Below are 16013 nucleotides of genomic sequence, written 5' to 3'. Positions count from 1 at the left end.
AGCGGGCGTCCGGGCGGTGGCGGGGCGCCGCGCGGGAGGCGGGGCGGGCGTCAGTCCTCGCCGAGCTCGACGGAGGTCAGCGGCATCAGCTCCTCGACCAGCGGGACGACGTCCGCGATGCCGTTCAGCACGGCGGTCGGCCGGTACGGGTACTGGGCGATGTCCTCCTCGCGGGTGGAGCCGGTCAGCACCAGCACCGAGCGCATCCCGGCCTCGAGCCCCGACTTCACATCGGTGTCCATCCGGTCACCGATCATCACCGAGGTCTCGGAGTGGGCGCCCAGGCGGTTCAGCGCGGTGCGCATCATCAGCGGGTTCGGCTTGCCGACGTAGTAGGGCTGGATCCCGGTGGCGGCGGTGATCATCGCGGCCACCGCCCCGGTGGCGGGCAGCGGGCCCTGCGCGCTGGGACCGGTGACGTCCGGGTTGGTGGCGATGAACTTCGCGCCCTGGTCGATCAGGCGGATGGCGCGGGTGAGGGCCTCGAAGGAGTAGGTGCGGGTCTCCCCCAGCACCACGAACTCGACATCGGTGTCGGCGAGGATGAACCCCTCCTCGTGCATGGCGCTGGTGAGCCCGGCCTCCCCGATCACGTACGCCGCGGCGCCGGGCTGCTGCTCGGCCAGGAAGCGCGCGGTGGCCAGGGCGCTGGTCCAGATCGACGCCTCGGGCAGGTCGATGCCGCTGCGGGACAGGCGCGCCCGCAGGTCCCGCGGGGTGAAGATCGAGTTGTTGGTGAGCACCAGGAAGGGGCGTCCGAACTGCTGCAGGGCGGCGATGAAGTCCGCCGCCCCGGGCAGCGCCCGGTCCTCGTGGACCAGCACGCCGTCCATGTCGGTGAGCCAGGAGTGGATCGGGTGGTCGTCGAGCACGGTGGTCATGCCCCCAGTGTGCCCTCCCCGGGGCGCGGCGGCGCGCACGCTCGGTGGGCGGGAACGGGAACGGCCCGGCCCCCGCGGTGCGGGGACCGGGCCGTTCACCGGAACGATCCGCGGATCAGTTGCCGGTGAGCTTGGCGCGCAGGGCGGCCAGGGCCTCGTCGGAGGCCAGGGTGCCCTCGTCCGAGGAGCTCGACTGGTAGGAGGACTGGTCCGAGGAGCCGGAGTCCGAGGCCGGGGTCGAGGAGGTGGTGGTCGCGGCCGCCGGAGCGTTCGCGGACTCCTCGTCGGCCCGGATGGCCTCGGCGACCTGCGCCTTGTGAGCGGTCCAGCGCTCGTAGGCGGCCGCGTACTGGGCCTCCCACTCCTCGCGCTGGGTCTCGTAGCCCTCGAGCCACTCGTTGGTCTCCGGGTCGAAGCCCTCGGGGTACTTGTACTCGCCCTTGGCGTCGTAGTCCGCCGCCATGCCGTACAGGGCCGGGTCGAAGGTGGTGTCGTCGCCCTCGGGGTCGACACCCTCGTTGGCCTGCTTGAGGGACAGCGAGATCCGGCGACGCTCGAGGTCGATGTCGATGACCTTGACGAAGGCCTCCTGGTCGACCGTGACGACCTGCTCGGGCAGGTCCACGTGGCGCTGGGCCAGCTCGGAGATGTGCACCAGGCCCTCGATGCCGTCCTCGACGCGCACGAACGCACCGAAGGGGACCAGCTTGGTGACCTTGCCCGGGACGACCTCGCCGATGGCGTGGGTGCGGGCGAACAGCTGCCACGGGTCCTCCTGGGTCGCCTTCAGCGACAGGGAGACGCGCTCGCGGTCCATGTCCACGTCGAGCACCTGGACGCTGACCTTCTGACCGACCTCGACGACCTCGGAGGGGTGGTCGATGTGCTTCCAGGACAGCTCGGAGACGTGCACCAGACCGTCGACACCGCCGAGATCGACGAACGCGCCGAAGTTGACGATGGAGGACACGGCGCCCTCGCGGACCTGGCCCTTCTGCAGGGTCTGCAGGAAGTCGGAGCGGACCGCGGACTGGGTCTCCTCCAGGTAGGCACGGCGCGAGAGGACCACGTTGTTGCGGTTCTTGTCGAGCTCGATGATCTTCGCCTCGATCTCCTGGCCGACGTACGGCTGCAGGTCGCGCACGCGGCGCATCTCGACGAGAGAGGCGGGCAGGAAGCCGCGCAGACCGATGTCGACGATGAGGCCGCCCTTGACGACCTCGATGACGCGGCCGGTGACGACGCCCTCGTCTTCCTTGATCTGCTCGATGGTGCCCCAGGCGCGCTCGTACTGGGCGCGCTTCTTGGACAGGATCAGACGGCCTTCCTTGTCCTCCTTCTGGAGGACCAGGGCCTCGATCTCGTCGCCGACCTCGACGACCTCGCCGGGGTCGACATCGTGCTTGATGGACAGCTCGCGCGAGGGGATGACGCCCTCGGTCTTGTAGCCGATGTCCAGGAGGACCTCGTCGTGATCGACCTTCACCACGGTTCCCTCGACGATGTCGCCATCGTTGAAGTACTTGATGGTCGCATCGATGGCTGCCATGAGTTCGTCGGCATCACCGATGTCGTTGATGGCGATCTGGGGGGTCGTGGTCTCGGTCATGTAGGTAGGAACTCCGTCGGGACAGGGAATGAGTAGGGTCGGTGGACGTGCAGGCCCCACCGTGGAGGCCGATCGGCGCCCGGACCGCTGCCGCCGTGGTGACCACGACGAGCCGGCTCGCGCACAGACCTACAGGAGCCTAACAGCCCGGTGGCGGATCCGCGAGGGCGCAGGCGCGGGCCGCCGACGGCGGGGATGTGACATCCCTCCCGGGCGGCGGTCCCGCGGCGCCGCGGTCCCGCCGCCCGGTCCGGCTCAGTGCGCGGCCTCGAGCCAGTTCGGACCCACCCCGATGCCCACCTCGAGCGGGACGGACAGCTCGTAGGCCGAGCCCATCCCCTCGGCGACCAGCTCCCGCAGCGCGTCCTCCTCGCCGGGGGCGACGTCGAGCACCAGCTCGTCATGGACCTGCAGCAGCACCCGGCTGCGCAGCTCCCGCTCCCGCAGCAGCCGGTCGACGGAGAGCATGGCGAGCTTGATGATGTCGGCGGCGCTGCCCTGGATCGGGGAGTTCAGCGCCACCCGCTCGGCGTTCTCCCGGCGCTGACGGTTGTCGGAGGTGAGGTCCGGCAGGTAGCGCCGCCGGCCCAGGATCGTCTCGGTGTACCCGGTGGAGCGGGCGGTCTCCACGCTCGCCCGCAGGTAGTCCCGCACCCCGCCGAAGCGCTCGAAGTAGCCGTCGCGCAGGGCGGTCGCCTCGGCCTGGGAGATCCGCAGCTGCCGGGCCAGGCCGAAGGCGCTGAGTCCGTAGGCCAGGCCGTAGCTGACCGCCTTGGTCTTCGAGCGCATGGCGCCGTCGACGTCCTCGGGCTCCACGTCGAAGACCCGGGAGGCGACGAAGCGGTGCAGGTCCTCCCCGGAGCGGAAGGCCTCGATCAGTCCCGCGTCCTTGGAGAGGTGCGCCATGATCCGCATCTCGATCTGCGAGTAGTCCGCGGTCATCAGGGCGGCGAAGCCGTCACTGGCGCGGAAGGCCGAGCGGATCCTCCGGCCCTCCTCGGTGCGGGTGGGGATGTTCTGCAGATTGGGGTTGTTCGAGGAGAGGCGCCCGGTGGCGGCGATGTTCTGGTGGAAGGTGGTGTGGATCCGGCCCTCCGGCGAGATGAACCGGCGCAGCGTGTCGATGATCTGGCGCATCTTGGTCACGTCGCGGTGGGCCAGCAGATCGGCCAGGAAGGGGTGCTGGGTCTTCTCGAAGAGGTCGGCGAGGGTCTCGGCATTGGTGCTGTAGCCGGTCTTGGTGCGGCGGCCCTTGGGCAGGGCGAGCCGCTCGTAGAGCACCTCCTGGAGCTGCTTGGGCGAGCCCAGGTTGATGCGGTCCCCGCCGAGGTGGGAGAAGGCGGAGTCGGCCACCGCGCTCTGGCGCTGCTCGTGCTCGGCGTCGAGCCCGGCCAGGATCTCGTCGGCGACCGCGATCCCGGTGGCCTCCATCTCGCCGATCACCACCGACAGCGGCAGCTCGAGGTCGTCGTGCAGGGGGGCGGCGCCGCGGTCCTCGAGCTCGGTGCGCAGCACCTGCTCCAGGCGCAGCACCGCCTCCGCGGCCCGGCCCAGCTGCTCGCCCGCATCGGGGCCCTCCCCGAGGTCCAGCTCCTGCTGGGTGCTCGCGGGCTGGGCGGAGAGGTCCTCCTGCAGGTGCCGCAGGGCCAGCCCCGCCAGGTCGGTGGGGCGCTGGTCGGGGCGGCAGAGGAACTCGGCGATCGCGAGGTCGGTGCGCCAGCCGGCGACGGGCAGCCCGGCCCCGCGCAGCTGATGGGCCAGCAGCTTGGTCTCGTGGGCGGTCTTGGCGATCGCGGGGTCGGCGAGCCAGTCGGCCAGGGCGCGTTCGGCGGTGTCGTCGAGCTCGGACAGGGTGATCAGCGCCCGCGCGGCGTCGGTGGCCAGCGCCAGGTGGCGCAGCTCCCCCTGGCCCAGCTCCCAGCTGCCGTCGGCGGCCAGCGCCGCCTCGGCGGGGAAGGCGGAGCGCAGCAGGCCGGGCAGCTCGGCGGAGTCCGGGCGCTGCAGCGGGGGCAGCTCGCGCTGGGGCGCCGGGGGCGCGGCGTCGCCGGGGGCGAGGAAGTCCGCGGGGACGTCGCCCCGGATGGTGGGGCCGAAGGCGAGCTCGTCGAACACGGCGCTGAGGGCTGCGGAGTCCCCGCGGCCCAGGGCGTAGTGCTCGGGATCGGTGGGCAGGTCCAGCTCGGTGAAGGCGGCGTTCATCAGGCGGTTGCGCTCGACGTCCGCGAGGTGGTCGCGCAGCGACGCCCCGGCCTTGCCCTTGATCTCGTCGGCGTGGGCGATCACCCCGGGCAGGTCGCCGTACTGGATGATCCACTTGGCGGCGGTCTTGGGGCCCACCCCGGGCACCCCGGGGAGGTTGTCGGCGGCCTCGCCCACCAGGGCGGCGAGATCGGGGTAGCGCTCGGGGGGGATGCCGTACTTCTCCTCGACGGCCGCCGGGGTCAGGCGGCGCATCTCGGTGACGCCCTTGATCGGCTGCAGCAGGGTGACGTGCTCGCCGACCAGCTGGATCGAGTCGCGGTCGCTGGTGACGATCAGCGCCTCCTGGCCGGCGGCGGCGGCGCGGGTGGCGAGGGTGGCGACGATGTCGTCGGCCTCGTAGTCCTCGACCGTCAGCCAGCGCACCCCGAGCGCGTCGAGGACCTGCATGATCAGCTCGATCTGGCCGGCGAACTGGGGCGGGGTCTCGTCGCGGCCGCCCTTGTACTGGTCGAAGATGCGGTCGCGGAAGGTGCCGCCGGGCAGGTCGAAGGCGACGGCCACATGGGTGGGCCGTTCGGAGGCGACGACGTTGATGAGCATCCGGGTGAAGCCGTAGACGGCGTTGGTCGCCTGGCCCCGGCCGTCGCTGAACCCGTCGGCGGGCAGCGCGAAGAAGGCCCGGAAGGCCATCGCGTGGCCGTCGATCAGGAGGAGGCGCTGGGCATCGGTCACGTTCGCACTCATGGCGAGCAGTCTCCCACGTCGGGCCGACGGCGGCGCGCCGGGCGGGCGTATGGCACGCTCGCTGCATGAGCGCCGCGCACCCCTCCCCTGCCGAGCCGACCGCCGCCGCAGCGGCCGCCCCCGCCCTCAGCGCGGAGCTGCGGGCTCACTTCGCCCCGCTGCTGGACGGGACGCTGATGGAGCGCTGCGGGATGGAGCTGCTGACCCTGGACGCCGGCGGCGGCACCATGAGCATGCCGGTGGCGGGCAACACGCAGCCGGCCGGACTGCTGCACGGCGGCGCGACCATCGCGCTGGCGGAGTCGATCGCCTCCTTCGCGGCGATCCTGCGCGCCCGCGAGGTGCACGGCGAGGGGGCGCAGGCGGTCGGCACCTCCGTGTCCGCGCTGCACCATCGCTCGGCCCGCACCGGCCTGGTCACCGCCACCGCCGTCGCCCGCCACGCGGGACGGCAGGTCGCCAGCTACCTGGTCGACGTCCATGACGAGGCGGGGATGCTGCTGAGCACCGTCACCGTCGAGGCCATGCTGCTGCCGCCCCGCTGAGCAGGGCCGGGGCTCAGGCGGGCGCCTCGAAGCCGGTCACGGTGGCGGGCTGCAGCACCTGGGCCTCGGACCAGGTGTACTCCCGCACCTGCCCGAGGCGCGCATCGGACTGGGCGCCCAGCTCGAGGCCGCCCAGCCGTCCGGTGTAGGCCACGGTGGCGCGGTCCTCGGCCTGCAGGGCGGTGCGCATGATGCCCCGGCAGGTCGCGAAGTCCGTGCACTCCTCGGCGCCGGTGAGGATCTGGGGCAGCGCCGCCGCGAGCGCCGTGCCCTCGACCGAGAGCGCGTGCTGCGCCGCGAGGCAGGCCATGGTGACGGCGTCGTAGCCGTGCTGGGAGTAGGCGTAGCCGCGCTGCAGGAACTCCGCGCTGCGGTTCAGCATCATGTTCTCGTGGTCGATCGTGATCTCGCCGCCGGGCTCGTAGCCGGTGGCGCCGACCAGGCACTTCGGGGCGAGGTCCGGCGCGACCGGCTCCTGCGCGTAGTCGATGACGGCTGCCGGGGCGAGCCGCTTGGGGAACTCGACGGTGGGGCGCTGCCCCTCGTCGAGGGTGGCGAGGCGCAGCGCCGAGAGGAAGGGCGCGGCCTCGGCGCCCCCGTTGAAGACCAGCAGCGCCGGCGGGTGCTCCAGCACCGCCGCGACCCGGGCGGCGACGTCCCCGAAGTCACCCACCGGGTAGAACTGGGCGGAGACGACCGCGCCGCTGCGGGGGTGGAGGACCTGTTCGAGCTCGTGGTGCAGGCCGCGGCCCTGGGCGGTGTCCTCGGAGAGGTAGGCGACGGTGCCGGCGGGTCCCGCCCGGTCCGAGGTGCTGGCCAGGGCGATCTCGGCCAGCTGCGCGGCCAGGGTGCGGTCGTTGGGGGCCAGCCGCAGCAGCAGGTTGGCGGTGGCGACCTCGGCGGAGCGCAGCGACATGGCGGAGGTGAACACGTCGATCACCGCCAGCTGCGCCTCGACCAGCGCGGGCATCGCCGCGATCAGCGACTCCTCGTCGATCGAGGTGATCACGCAGGTGGCGCCCGCCTCGGCCAGGGTGCGGACGACGCCGGTGAGGTCCTCGCCGGGAGCCTGCATCACATGGCGCTCGAGGAGCTGCACCTCGTGGCCGAACACGCCCTCCCAGCGGGCGTTGACGTCGATCCGCGCCTCCTCGAGGGAGACGGCGATGGCCTGCTCGAAGCGGGCCATCCGGCCGTAGGCGGCGCCGATCTGCCCGATCACCAGCGGGGTGTCCGGCTCGGTGAGGGCACCAGCGGTGGGGGCGGTGGTGGTCGCGGGGCGGCCGCGGCCGCGGCGCAGCGGGACCTCGCCGCAGGCGCTCAGCGCCCCGGCGCCGAGGACCCCCGCCCCGAGCCCCTGCATCAGCGTGCGCCGCGAGATGGCCATCGCCCTGCTGCTCCCCTCCGCCGCCGGCGGCCCGCCACCGCCTGCCGGTCAGTCCTTGCCGCCGCCGCCCAGCTGGTCGACGACGGCGTCGGCGACCTCGCGCATGGTCAGCCGGCGGTCCATCGAGGTCTTCTGGATCCAGCGGAACGCCTCGGGCTCGGACAGCCCCATGTTGGTCTGCAGCAGGCCCTTGGCGCGATCGACCCGCTTGCGGGTCTCGAAGCGCTCGCCGAGGTCCTGGATCTCGGCCTCGAGCTGGGTGATCTGCGTGTAGCGGGAGATCGCGATCTCGATCGCGGGCAGCAGGTCCGCGGGGGTGAAGGGCTTGACCACGTAGGCCATGGCGCCCGCGTCCCGGGCCCGCTCGACGAGCTCGGTCTGGGAGAAGGCGGTGAGCATGACCACGGGCGCGAGGCTCTCCTCGCCGATCCGCTCGGCGGCGGTGACGCCGTCGGTCTGCGGCATCTTCACGTCCATCACCACGACGTCGGGCCGCAGCTCGCGGGCCTTCTCGACGGCGCTCTCGCCGTCGCCGACGGCCGCGACCACGTCGAAGCCGGCCTCGGTGAGGGTTTCGACGATGTCCATGCGGATGAGGCTCTCGTCCTCGGCCACCACGGCGGTGCGGCGCGCGACCTCCTCGCCGTGCCGGGTGTCGTCCTGGTCGTCGTCGGGGAAGGGGATGGTGTCGTCAGTCATGGAGCCCTGTGTTTCGTCTCGGGCCTGGGCGCGGGTGCGGTGCACCCGCGCGGCCGAGGCCGGTGGTCATCAGCGGTATCCTAGTCCAGCCCTCGCTCGCCGAGGGCGAGCCGGGTTGGCGGAATGGTAGACGCGGCGCACTCAAAATGCGCTGTCCGTGAGGGCGTGCGGGTTCGAGTCCCGCACCCGGTACCGCAGCCGCGCTCGCGCGGCCCCTGACGGGAACGGCGCCCGACGGCCTGTGGCCGCGGGCGCCGTGCTGCGTCGAGGGGACTTCTCAGGCCGGGGGGCCGGCCGCGATGCGGTCCACCTCGATGCGGGCGGACTCGGTGCCGTCGAGGTCGCCGATGCGGTGGACCCGCAGCGTGTTGGTCGAGCCGTGGACTCCGGGAGGGGAACCGGCGGCGATGACGACCAGGTCGTTCTTCTGCAGGCCCTTCTGCTCGCGCAGCAGCTCGTCGGCCACCCCGACCATCGCGTCGGAGTCCTTCTGCATCGGCACCAGGTGCGCCTCGATGCCCCAGGTCAGGGCCAGCTGGCGGGCGACCTCGGGGTACGGGGTCATGGCCAGCAGGGGGATCGTGGGCCGCAGCCGCGACAGGCGCCGCGCGGTGTCGCCGGACTCGGTGAAGGTCACCAGGTACTGCGCGGAGAGCTGGTCGCCGATCTCGGCGGCCGCGCGGGTGATGGCGCCGCCGCGGGTGTGCGGGATGGTGCCCAGCGGCAGGATGCGGTCGGCGCCGTTCTCCTCCGTGTTGGTGATGATGCGGGCCATGGTGCGGACCGCCTCGAAGGGGTACGCGCCCACGCTGGTCTCGCCCGAGAGCATGACCGCGTCGGCGCCGTCGAGGATCGCGTTGGCGCAGTCGGAGGCCTCGGCGCGGGTGGGCCGCGGGCTGGTGATCATCGACTCGAGCACCTGGGTGGCGACGATCACGGGCTTGGCGTTGCGGCGGGCGAGCTCGATGGCGCGCTTCTGCACCAGCGGGACCTGCTCGAGGGGCATCTCGACGCCGAGGTCGCCGCGGGCGACCATGATGCCGTCGAAGGCGCCGACGATGGAGCGCAGCGCGCGGACGGCCTGCGGCTTCTCGATCTTCGCGATGACCGGGACGCGGCGGCCCTCCTCCTGCATGATCCGCAGCACGCCGTCCATGTCGTGGGCGTCGCGCACGAAGGACAGGGCGATCATGTCGGCGCCGAGGGCCAGGCCCCAGCGCAGGTCCGCGATGTCCTTCTCGCTCATGGCGGGGACGGAGACGGCCACGCCCGGGAGGTTGATGCCCTTGGAGTTCGAGACCGGTCCGGGGACCTCGACGATGGTGGTGACGTCGGTCTCGGTGACGTCGGTGACGCGGATCGAGACCTTGCCGTCGTCGATCAGCAGCACGTCGCCGGGACGGCAGTCGCCCGGGAGCCCCTTGAACGTGGTCGAGACCCGCTCCTTGGTGCCGATGATGTCCTCGGTGGTGATGGTGAAGCTGTCACCGACCTCGAGGTGGTGCGGTCCGTCCGCGAACTTGCCGAGCCGGATCTTGGGGCCCTGCAGGTCGACCAGCACGGCGACGTTGCGGCCCAGGTCCTCGGCCGCCCGGCGGATGTTGGCGTACACCTGCTCGTGGTCGTCGTAGGTGCCGTGGCTGAGATTCATCCGCGCCACGTTCATGCCGGCCTCGATCAGGGTCCGGATCTGTTCGTAGGAGTCGGTCGCCGGACCGAGCGTGCAGACGATCTTCGCTTTGCGCATGTCAACCCATCTGTAGTTCTAGTGAGGGCCGCGGCCCTCTCGAGGACTGCGCGCGATGGCGCCCGAGGGCCGCGGCGTCGCGTGTGTGCCCCCAGTGTTTCATACTGTGACGGGCTTCTCGGCGGGCGCGACGGGCGCGGGCAGGGCGGTGGTGCCCATCAGGTGCCGATCCACCGCCGCGGCGCAGGAGCGCCCCTCGGCGATCGCCCACACGATCAGGCTCTGGCCCCGGGCGCAGTCGCCCGCGGTGAACACCCCGGGGACGGTGGTCTCCCAGTTCCGGTCGTGCACGATGGTGCCGCGCCCGGTGACCTCCGCGCCCAGCTCGCTCAGCAGGCCCTCCTGCGCGGCGCCGGTGAAGCCCATCGCGATCAGCACCAGGGTGGCCGGCAGCACGGTCTCGGTGCCGGGGGTCGGCACCCGGGCACCGTCCCGGAAGCTGGTGCGGGCGACCCGCAGCCCGGTGACGGCGCCCTGCTCGTCCACCTCGAAGCCGGTGGTGGAGGCGAGGTAGGAGCGCTCGCCGCCCTCCTCGTGGGCGGTGGAGACCTCGAACAGCACCGGGTGGGTGGGCCAGGGCTGGCTCTCGTCCCGCTCCGCGGGGGGCTGGGTGCCGATGGCCAGGGTGGTCACCGAGCGGGCGCCCTGGCGCAGGGCGGTGCCCAGGCAGTCGGCGCCGGTGTCGCCGCCGCCGATGATCACCACGTCCTTGCCCGCGGCGCTGATCGGCGCCGCCAGGTGGTCCCCCTCCACCAGGCGGTTGGCCTGGGTGAGGTACTCCATCGCCGGGTGGATGCCGCTCGCCTCCCGGCCGGGCACGGGCAGCTCGCGCGGGGTGGAGGCGCCGGTGGCGAGCACCACGGCGTCGAAGCGGGAGCGCAGCTCCGCCACGCCCAGCGCGCCCTCGCCCTGCCCGCCCACGTCGACGCCGGTGCGGAAGCGGGTGCCCTCGGCGCGCATCTGCTCCAGGCGCCGGTCCACATGGCGCTTCTCGAGCTTGAACTCGGGGATCCCGTAGCGCAGCAGCCCGCCCAGGCGGTCGTCCCGCTCGAGCACCACCACCGAGTGGCCGGCCCGGGTCAGCTGCTGGGCGGCGGCCAGTCCGGCGGGGCCGGAGCCGATCACCGCGACGGCCCGCCCGGTCTGGCGGGTGGCCTCGACGGGCACCACCCAGCCCTCCTCGAAGGCCCGGTCGATGATCGAGACCTCGACGTTCTTGATCGTCACCGGCGGCTGGTTGATGCCGAGCACGCAGCTGGACTCGCAGGGCGCGGGGCAGGCCCGCCCGGTGAACTCCGGGAAGTTGTTGGTCGCGTGCAGGCGCTCGATCGCCTCGTGCCAGTCGTCGCGGTAGACCAGGTCGTTCCACTCGGGGATCAGGTTGCCCAGCGGGCAGCCCTGGTGGCAGAAGGGGATGCCGCAGTTCATGCAGCGCCCGGCCTGCCGGGACACCACGTTCAGGGTGCCCTGCTCGCGGGCCTCGTAGACCTCGCGCCAGTCCATCAGGCGCACCGGCACCGGCCGCCGCTGCGGCAGCTCGCGGTCGCGGTAGCGCAGGAATCCGCGGGGATCAGCCATGAGTGGCCTCCATGATCTCGTTCCAGACATCGTTCGCATCGGGGTCGATCCCCTGGGCCAGCGCGTTCTCGCGGATCCCGGTGATCGTCAGGAAGGCCTGCGGGGCGATCTGGGTCAGCCGACCCAGCAGCTCCTCCTCGTCGGCCAGCAGGGCCCGGGCCCGGTCGGAGCCGGTCCGGGTGGCGTGGTCGCGCAGCATCTCGAGCACGAAGCCGCGATGCTCCTCGCGCACCGGGGTGATCGCGAAGCCGGCGGCGTCCTTGGGGTTCAGCGCGGAGGGGTCGAGGTCGAGCACGAACAGGGTGCCGCCGCTCATGCCCGCGCCGAGGTTGCGACCGGTGGGGCCGAGCACGAGGATCGCGCCGCCGGTCATGTACTCGGCGCCGTGGTCGCCGATGCCCTCGACCACCAGGGTGGCCCCGGAGTTGCGCACCCCGAACCGCTCCCCCGCGGCGCCGGCCAGCAGCAGTCGGCCGCTGGTCGCGCCGTAGGCGCAGGTGTTGCCCGCGATCGGGTCGGAGGCCACCGACGGGGCGGTGCCGGAGCCGTGGCCGACGGCGATGATGCCGCCCGAGAGCCCCTTGCCGACGTAGTCGTTGGCGTCACCGGTCAGGTGCAGGCTGATCCCGCGCGGCAGGAACGCCCCGAAGGACTGCCCGCCGGTGCCCTCGAGGTCCAGCACGATCGCGTCCTCGGCCAGGCCCGCGCCGGCGGTGCGGCGGGTGACCTCGTGGCCGAGCAGGGTGCCGGCGCTGCGCTGGGTGTTGCGCACCGTGTCGGTGATCCGCACCGCCGGCGCCCGGCCGTCGATCACGGCCCCGGCCGCGGCGATCCAGGGGTGGTCCGGGGCCCGGTCGAGGTGGTGCTCCTGCCCGCGCCGGCGGCGCGGATGGTCGCCCGGGCGCACCTGCGGGCTGGCCAGGATCGCGGCCAGGTCCAGGCCGTCCTGCTTGGCGGCCCCGAGCGCGGAGCGCGCCGCCGGGTCCTGGCGCAGCCCCAGCAGGTCGGTGCGGCCGACGGCCTCGTCGAGGGACCGCAGCCCCAGCGCGGCGAGGTGCTCGCGCACCTGCTCGGCGACGAACTGGAAGAACGTCACCACGTGGTCGGCGCTGCCGGTGAAGCGGGCCCGCAGCTCGGGGTTCTGGGTCGCCACGCCCACCGGGCAGGTGTCCAGGTGGCACACGCGCATCATGACGCAGCCGGAGACCACCAGCGGCGCCGAGGCGAAGCCGTACTCCTCGGCGCCCAGCAGCGCCGCGATGACCACGTCGCGGCCCGTCTTCATCTGCCCGTCGACCTGCACCGTGATCCGGTCGCGCAGCCCGTTCAGCAGCAGCGTCTGCTGGGTCTCGGCCAGGCCCAGCTCCCAGGGGGTGCCGGCGTGCTTGAGGGAGTTCAGCGGGCTGGCCCCGGTGCCGCCGTCGTGCCCGGAGATCAGCACCACGTCGGCATGGGCCTTGGAGACGCCCGCGGCGACCGTGCCCACCCCGAAGCGGGAGACCAGCTTGACGTGGATCCGCGCCGCCGGGTTCGCGCTCTTGGCGTCGTGGATCAGCTGGGCCAGGTCCTCGATCGAGTAGATGTCGTGGTGCGGCGGCGGGGAGATCAGCCCGATCCCCGGGGTGGAGTGCCGGGTGCGGGCGATCCAGGGGTACACCTTCTCCGGCGGGAGCTGACCGCCCTCGCCGGGCTTGGCGCCCTGGGCGATCTTGATCTGGATGTCCTTGGCGAAGGTGAGGTACTCGCTGGTCACGCCGAAGCGGCCGGAGGCGATCTGCTTGATCGCGCTGCGTCGCTGCGGATCGCGCAGGCGCTCGGGGTCCTCGCCGCCCTCCCCGCTGTTGGACATCCCGCCCAGGCGGTTCATGGCGATGGCGAGGGTCTCGTGGGCCTCCTGCGAGATCGAGCCGTAGCTCATCGCCCCGGTCATGAAGCGACGGGTGATCGCCTCGACCGGCTCGACCTCCGCCAGCGGCACCGGCTCGCGCTCGCCGGTGCGCAGCTGCAGCAGCCCGCGCAGGGTCATCAGGTGCGCCTGCTGCTCGTCCACCGCGTCGGTGTAGCGCCGGAACTCGTCGTACTGGCGGTGCCGGGTGGAGTGCTGGAGGCGGAAGACGGTCTCGGGGGTGAACAGGTGCGGCTCGCCCTCGCGGCGCCACTGGTACTCCCCGCCGACGGGCAGCCCGCGGTGCGGGGGCGGACCCCGTCCACCGGATGGGCCAGGGCGTGGCGGGCGGCGGTCTCGGCGGCGATCACGTCCAGGTCGATGCCGCCGATGCGGCTGATGGTGCCGGGGAACCAGCGATCCACGAGCTCCTGGGACAGGCCCACGGCCTCGAAGACCTGCGCCCCGCGGTAGGAGGCGACGGTGGCGATGCCCATCTTCGACATGATCTTCAGCACCCCCTTGCCGAGCGCGACCAGCAGGTTGCTGACGGCCTGCGCGGGGCTGAGGTCGCTGACCACGCCGCGGGCGACGAGCTCCTCGACGCTCTCCATGGCCAGGTAGGGATTGATGGCGCTGGCCCCGTAGCCGATCAGCAGCGCGGCGTGGTGCACCTCGCGCACGTCCCCGGCCTCCACCACCAGCGCGGCGGCGGTGCGGCGGCCGGTGCGCACCAGGTGGTGCTGGACGGCGCTGGTCAGCAGCAGCGAGGGGATCGGGGCGAGCACCTGGTTGGTGTCGCGGTCCGAGAGCACCAGGAAGGTGGCGCCGTCGTCGATCGCGGCGCCGGCCTCCTCGCAGATCTCCTGCAGCCGGGCCTCGAGGGCGGCGGTGCCGCCGGCGACCGGGTACAGCCCGCGCAGGCGCACGGTGTGGAAGTCGGCGGTGGCGGGGTTCGCGTCCACGGCCAGGATCTTGGCCAGCTCGTCGTTGTCGATGATCGGGAAGTCCAGGGCGAGCTGGCGGGCGTGCTGCGGGGTCGCGTCCAGCAGGTTCCGGGAGCGGCCGATGCTCACCCCCAGGGAGGTGACGATCTCCTCCCGCAGGGCGTCCAGGGGCGGGTTGGTGACCTGGGCGAACATCTGCGTGAAGTAGTCGAACAGCAGCCGCGGGCGGTCCGAGAGCACCGCGATCGGGGTGTCGGTGCCCATCGCGCCGAGCGGTTCGGCGCCCTTGGCGGCCATCGGGGCCAGCAGCACCCGCAGCTCCTCCTCGGTGTAGCCGAAGGTCTGCTGGCGGCGCAGCACCGAGGAGCGGGAGTGGAGGATGTGCTCGCGCTCGGGCAGGTCGCGCAGCTGCACCTTCTGCTCGCGCACCCAGGTCCCGTAGGGGTGCTCGGTGGCGATCGCGTGCTTGACCTCGTGGCTGGGGACGATCTCCCCGCGGGCCAGGTCGACCAGGAAGATCTCCCCGGGCGCGATCCTCCCGGTGCGCACCACCGCGCTGCGGGGCAGGTCGATCAGGCCCGTCTCCGAGCCGAGCACCACCAGGTCGTCCTCGGTGACCCAGTACCGCAGGGGGCGCAGTCCGTTGCGGTCGAGCCGGGCCCCCACCTGGGTGCCGTCGGTGAAGACGACCGCGGCGGGGCCGTCCCAGGGCTCCTGCATCGCGGCGTGGAACTCGTAGAAGGCCCGCAGCTCGGCATCCATCGAGGCGTCGCTCTCCCAGGGCTCCGGGATCAGCATCATCAGCGCGTGCGGGAGCGAGCGGCCGGCGAGGTGGAGCAGCTCGAGCACCTCGTCGAGCCCGGAGGAGTCGGAGCCGCCCGGGGTGCCCACCGGCAGCAGGCGGGCGAAGTCCTCCCCGAAGGCGTCGGTGCGCATGGAGCCCTCGGCGGCGAGCAGGCGGTTGCGGTTGCCGATCACGGTGTTGATCTCGCCGTTGTGGGCGAGGGTGCGGAAGGGGTGGGCCAGCGGCCAGGCCGGGAAGGTGTTGGTCGAGAAGCGGGAGTGGACGATCGCGAGCTCGGAGGCGAAGCGGGGATCGCGCAGGTCGGGGTAGAACTCGTCGAGCTGGGCGGGGGTGAGCATGCCCTTGTAGACCATGGTCCGGGTCGACAGCGAGGGGAAGTACCCGCTGGTGGTGTGCTCGACGCGGCGCCGCACCGCGAAGGCGGCCCGCTCGAGGTCGAGGCCGCTGCGCTGTGCGGCGGCGTCGGCCAGGAACACGTGGACGACGTCGGGCCGGACCTCCTCGGCGGAGGGGCCGACGAGCCCGTCGGTGACCGGCACGTCGCGGGTGCCCAGCAGCGCCAGGCCCTCCTCGGCGGCGATCCGCTCGAGGGCCTCGAGCACCTCGGCGCGGCCCGCGGCCTCGCGCGGGACGAAGGCGATGCCGGCGACGTAGGAGCCCGGCGGCGGCAGCTCGAGGCCGCTGACCGCGCGCAGGAAGGCGTCGGGCAGCTGCACCATGATGCCGGTGCCGTCGCCGGTGGCCTCCTCGGCGCCGACCGCGCCGCGGTGCTCGAGGTTGCGCAGCGCCGTCAGCGCATGCTCGACGATGTCGTGGCCGGGGCGGCCGCGCAGGGTGGCGATCATGGCCACGCCGCAGGAGTCCACCTCGCTCTGGGGGCGGTAGAGCCCCTGCGCGGCGGGGAGGGCGGAGAAACGGGAGCTGAGGGGGAGCATGGGGCGAAGCCCTTCCGGGAGGACGACCAGTGAGGGGGTGCGTCGCACG

Annotated in this window: 8 protein-coding genes, 1 tRNA gene and 1 pseudogene; 2 read left to right on the top strand and 8 right to left on the bottom strand. The window is 72.8% G+C overall.

Going from position 1 to position 16013, the window contains the following annotated elements; translation table 11 throughout:
* Positions 1–50 precede the first annotated feature (50 nt).
* The 3 genes from ACOJUI_RS07560 to polA form a co-directional block, all read right to left on the bottom strand.
* Entirely contained in the window at positions 51–881 is an 831-nt protein-coding gene (locus tag ACOJUI_RS07560) for an HAD-IIA family hydrolase (protein ID WP_422117446.1), read from the bottom strand.
* Between the two features lie 115 nt (positions 882–996).
* Entirely contained in the window at positions 997–2490 is a 1494-nt protein-coding gene (gene rpsA / locus ACOJUI_RS07555) for a 30S ribosomal protein S1 (protein ID WP_422117445.1), read from the bottom strand.
* A gap of 255 nt (positions 2491–2745) precedes the next feature.
* A complete protein-coding gene (gene polA / locus ACOJUI_RS07550; RefSeq protein WP_422117444.1) occupies positions 2746–5436 on the bottom strand; it encodes a DNA polymerase I in 2691 nt (896 codons plus the stop codon).
* 65 nt (positions 5437–5501) lie between these two features.
* Here polA and ACOJUI_RS07545 point away from each other — a divergent pair, with 65 nt between their 5' ends.
* Positions 5502–5981, top strand: coding sequence for a PaaI family thioesterase (locus ACOJUI_RS07545; RefSeq protein ID WP_422117443.1), 480 nt, complete (start codon positions 5502–5504; stop codon positions 5979–5981).
* A 13-nt stretch (positions 5982–5994) separates the two neighbouring features.
* On the opposite strand, the gene ACOJUI_RS07540 is transcribed toward ACOJUI_RS07545, so the two are convergent.
* Together ACOJUI_RS07540 and ACOJUI_RS07535 are read right to left on the bottom strand one after the other, a co-directional pair.
* Positions 5995–7368, bottom strand: a complete 1374-nt coding sequence (locus ACOJUI_RS07540; RefSeq protein WP_422117442.1) for an ABC transporter substrate-binding protein — start codon at positions 7366–7368, stop codon at positions 5995–5997.
* Positions 7369–7416: 48 nt separating this feature from the next.
* Positions 7417–8067, bottom strand: coding sequence for an ANTAR domain-containing response regulator (locus tag ACOJUI_RS07535; RefSeq protein ID WP_422117441.1), 651 nt, complete (start codon positions 8065–8067; stop codon positions 7417–7419).
* A gap of 109 nt (positions 8068–8176) precedes the next feature.
* On the opposite strand from ACOJUI_RS07535, the gene ACOJUI_RS07530 reads away from it, so the two are divergent.
* Positions 8177–8259, top strand: a tRNA-Leu gene (locus ACOJUI_RS07530).
* Positions 8260–8344: 85 nt separating this feature from the next.
* On the opposite strand, the gene pyk is transcribed toward ACOJUI_RS07530, so the two are convergent.
* The 3 genes and pseudogenes from pyk to gltB form a co-directional block, all read right to left on the bottom strand.
* Complete coding sequence (gene pyk / locus ACOJUI_RS07525; RefSeq protein WP_422117440.1) at positions 8345–9814, bottom strand: pyruvate kinase; 1470 nt, start codon at positions 9812–9814, stop codon at positions 8345–8347.
* Between the two features lie 99 nt (positions 9815–9913).
* Positions 9914–11392: a glutamate synthase subunit beta gene (locus ACOJUI_RS07520; RefSeq protein ID WP_422117439.1), complete on the bottom strand. Its 1479-nt coding sequence runs from the start codon at positions 11390–11392 to the stop codon at positions 9914–9916.
* A pseudogene (gene gltB / locus ACOJUI_RS07515) lies at positions 11385–15964 on the bottom strand (glutamate synthase large subunit). Before gltB ends, ACOJUI_RS07520 begins: the two are co-directional and overlap by 8 nt.
* Positions 15965–16013: the final 49 nt, after the last annotated feature.

The sequence above is a fragment of the Brachybacterium sp. UNK5269 genome, from assembly GCF_049266655.1.
Taxonomy (GTDB): domain Bacteria; phylum Actinomycetota; class Actinomycetes; order Actinomycetales; family Dermabacteraceae; genus Brachybacterium.
Note: the sequence above shows the minus strand (reverse complement) of the source record. Positions and strands in the feature narration are given on the sequence as shown.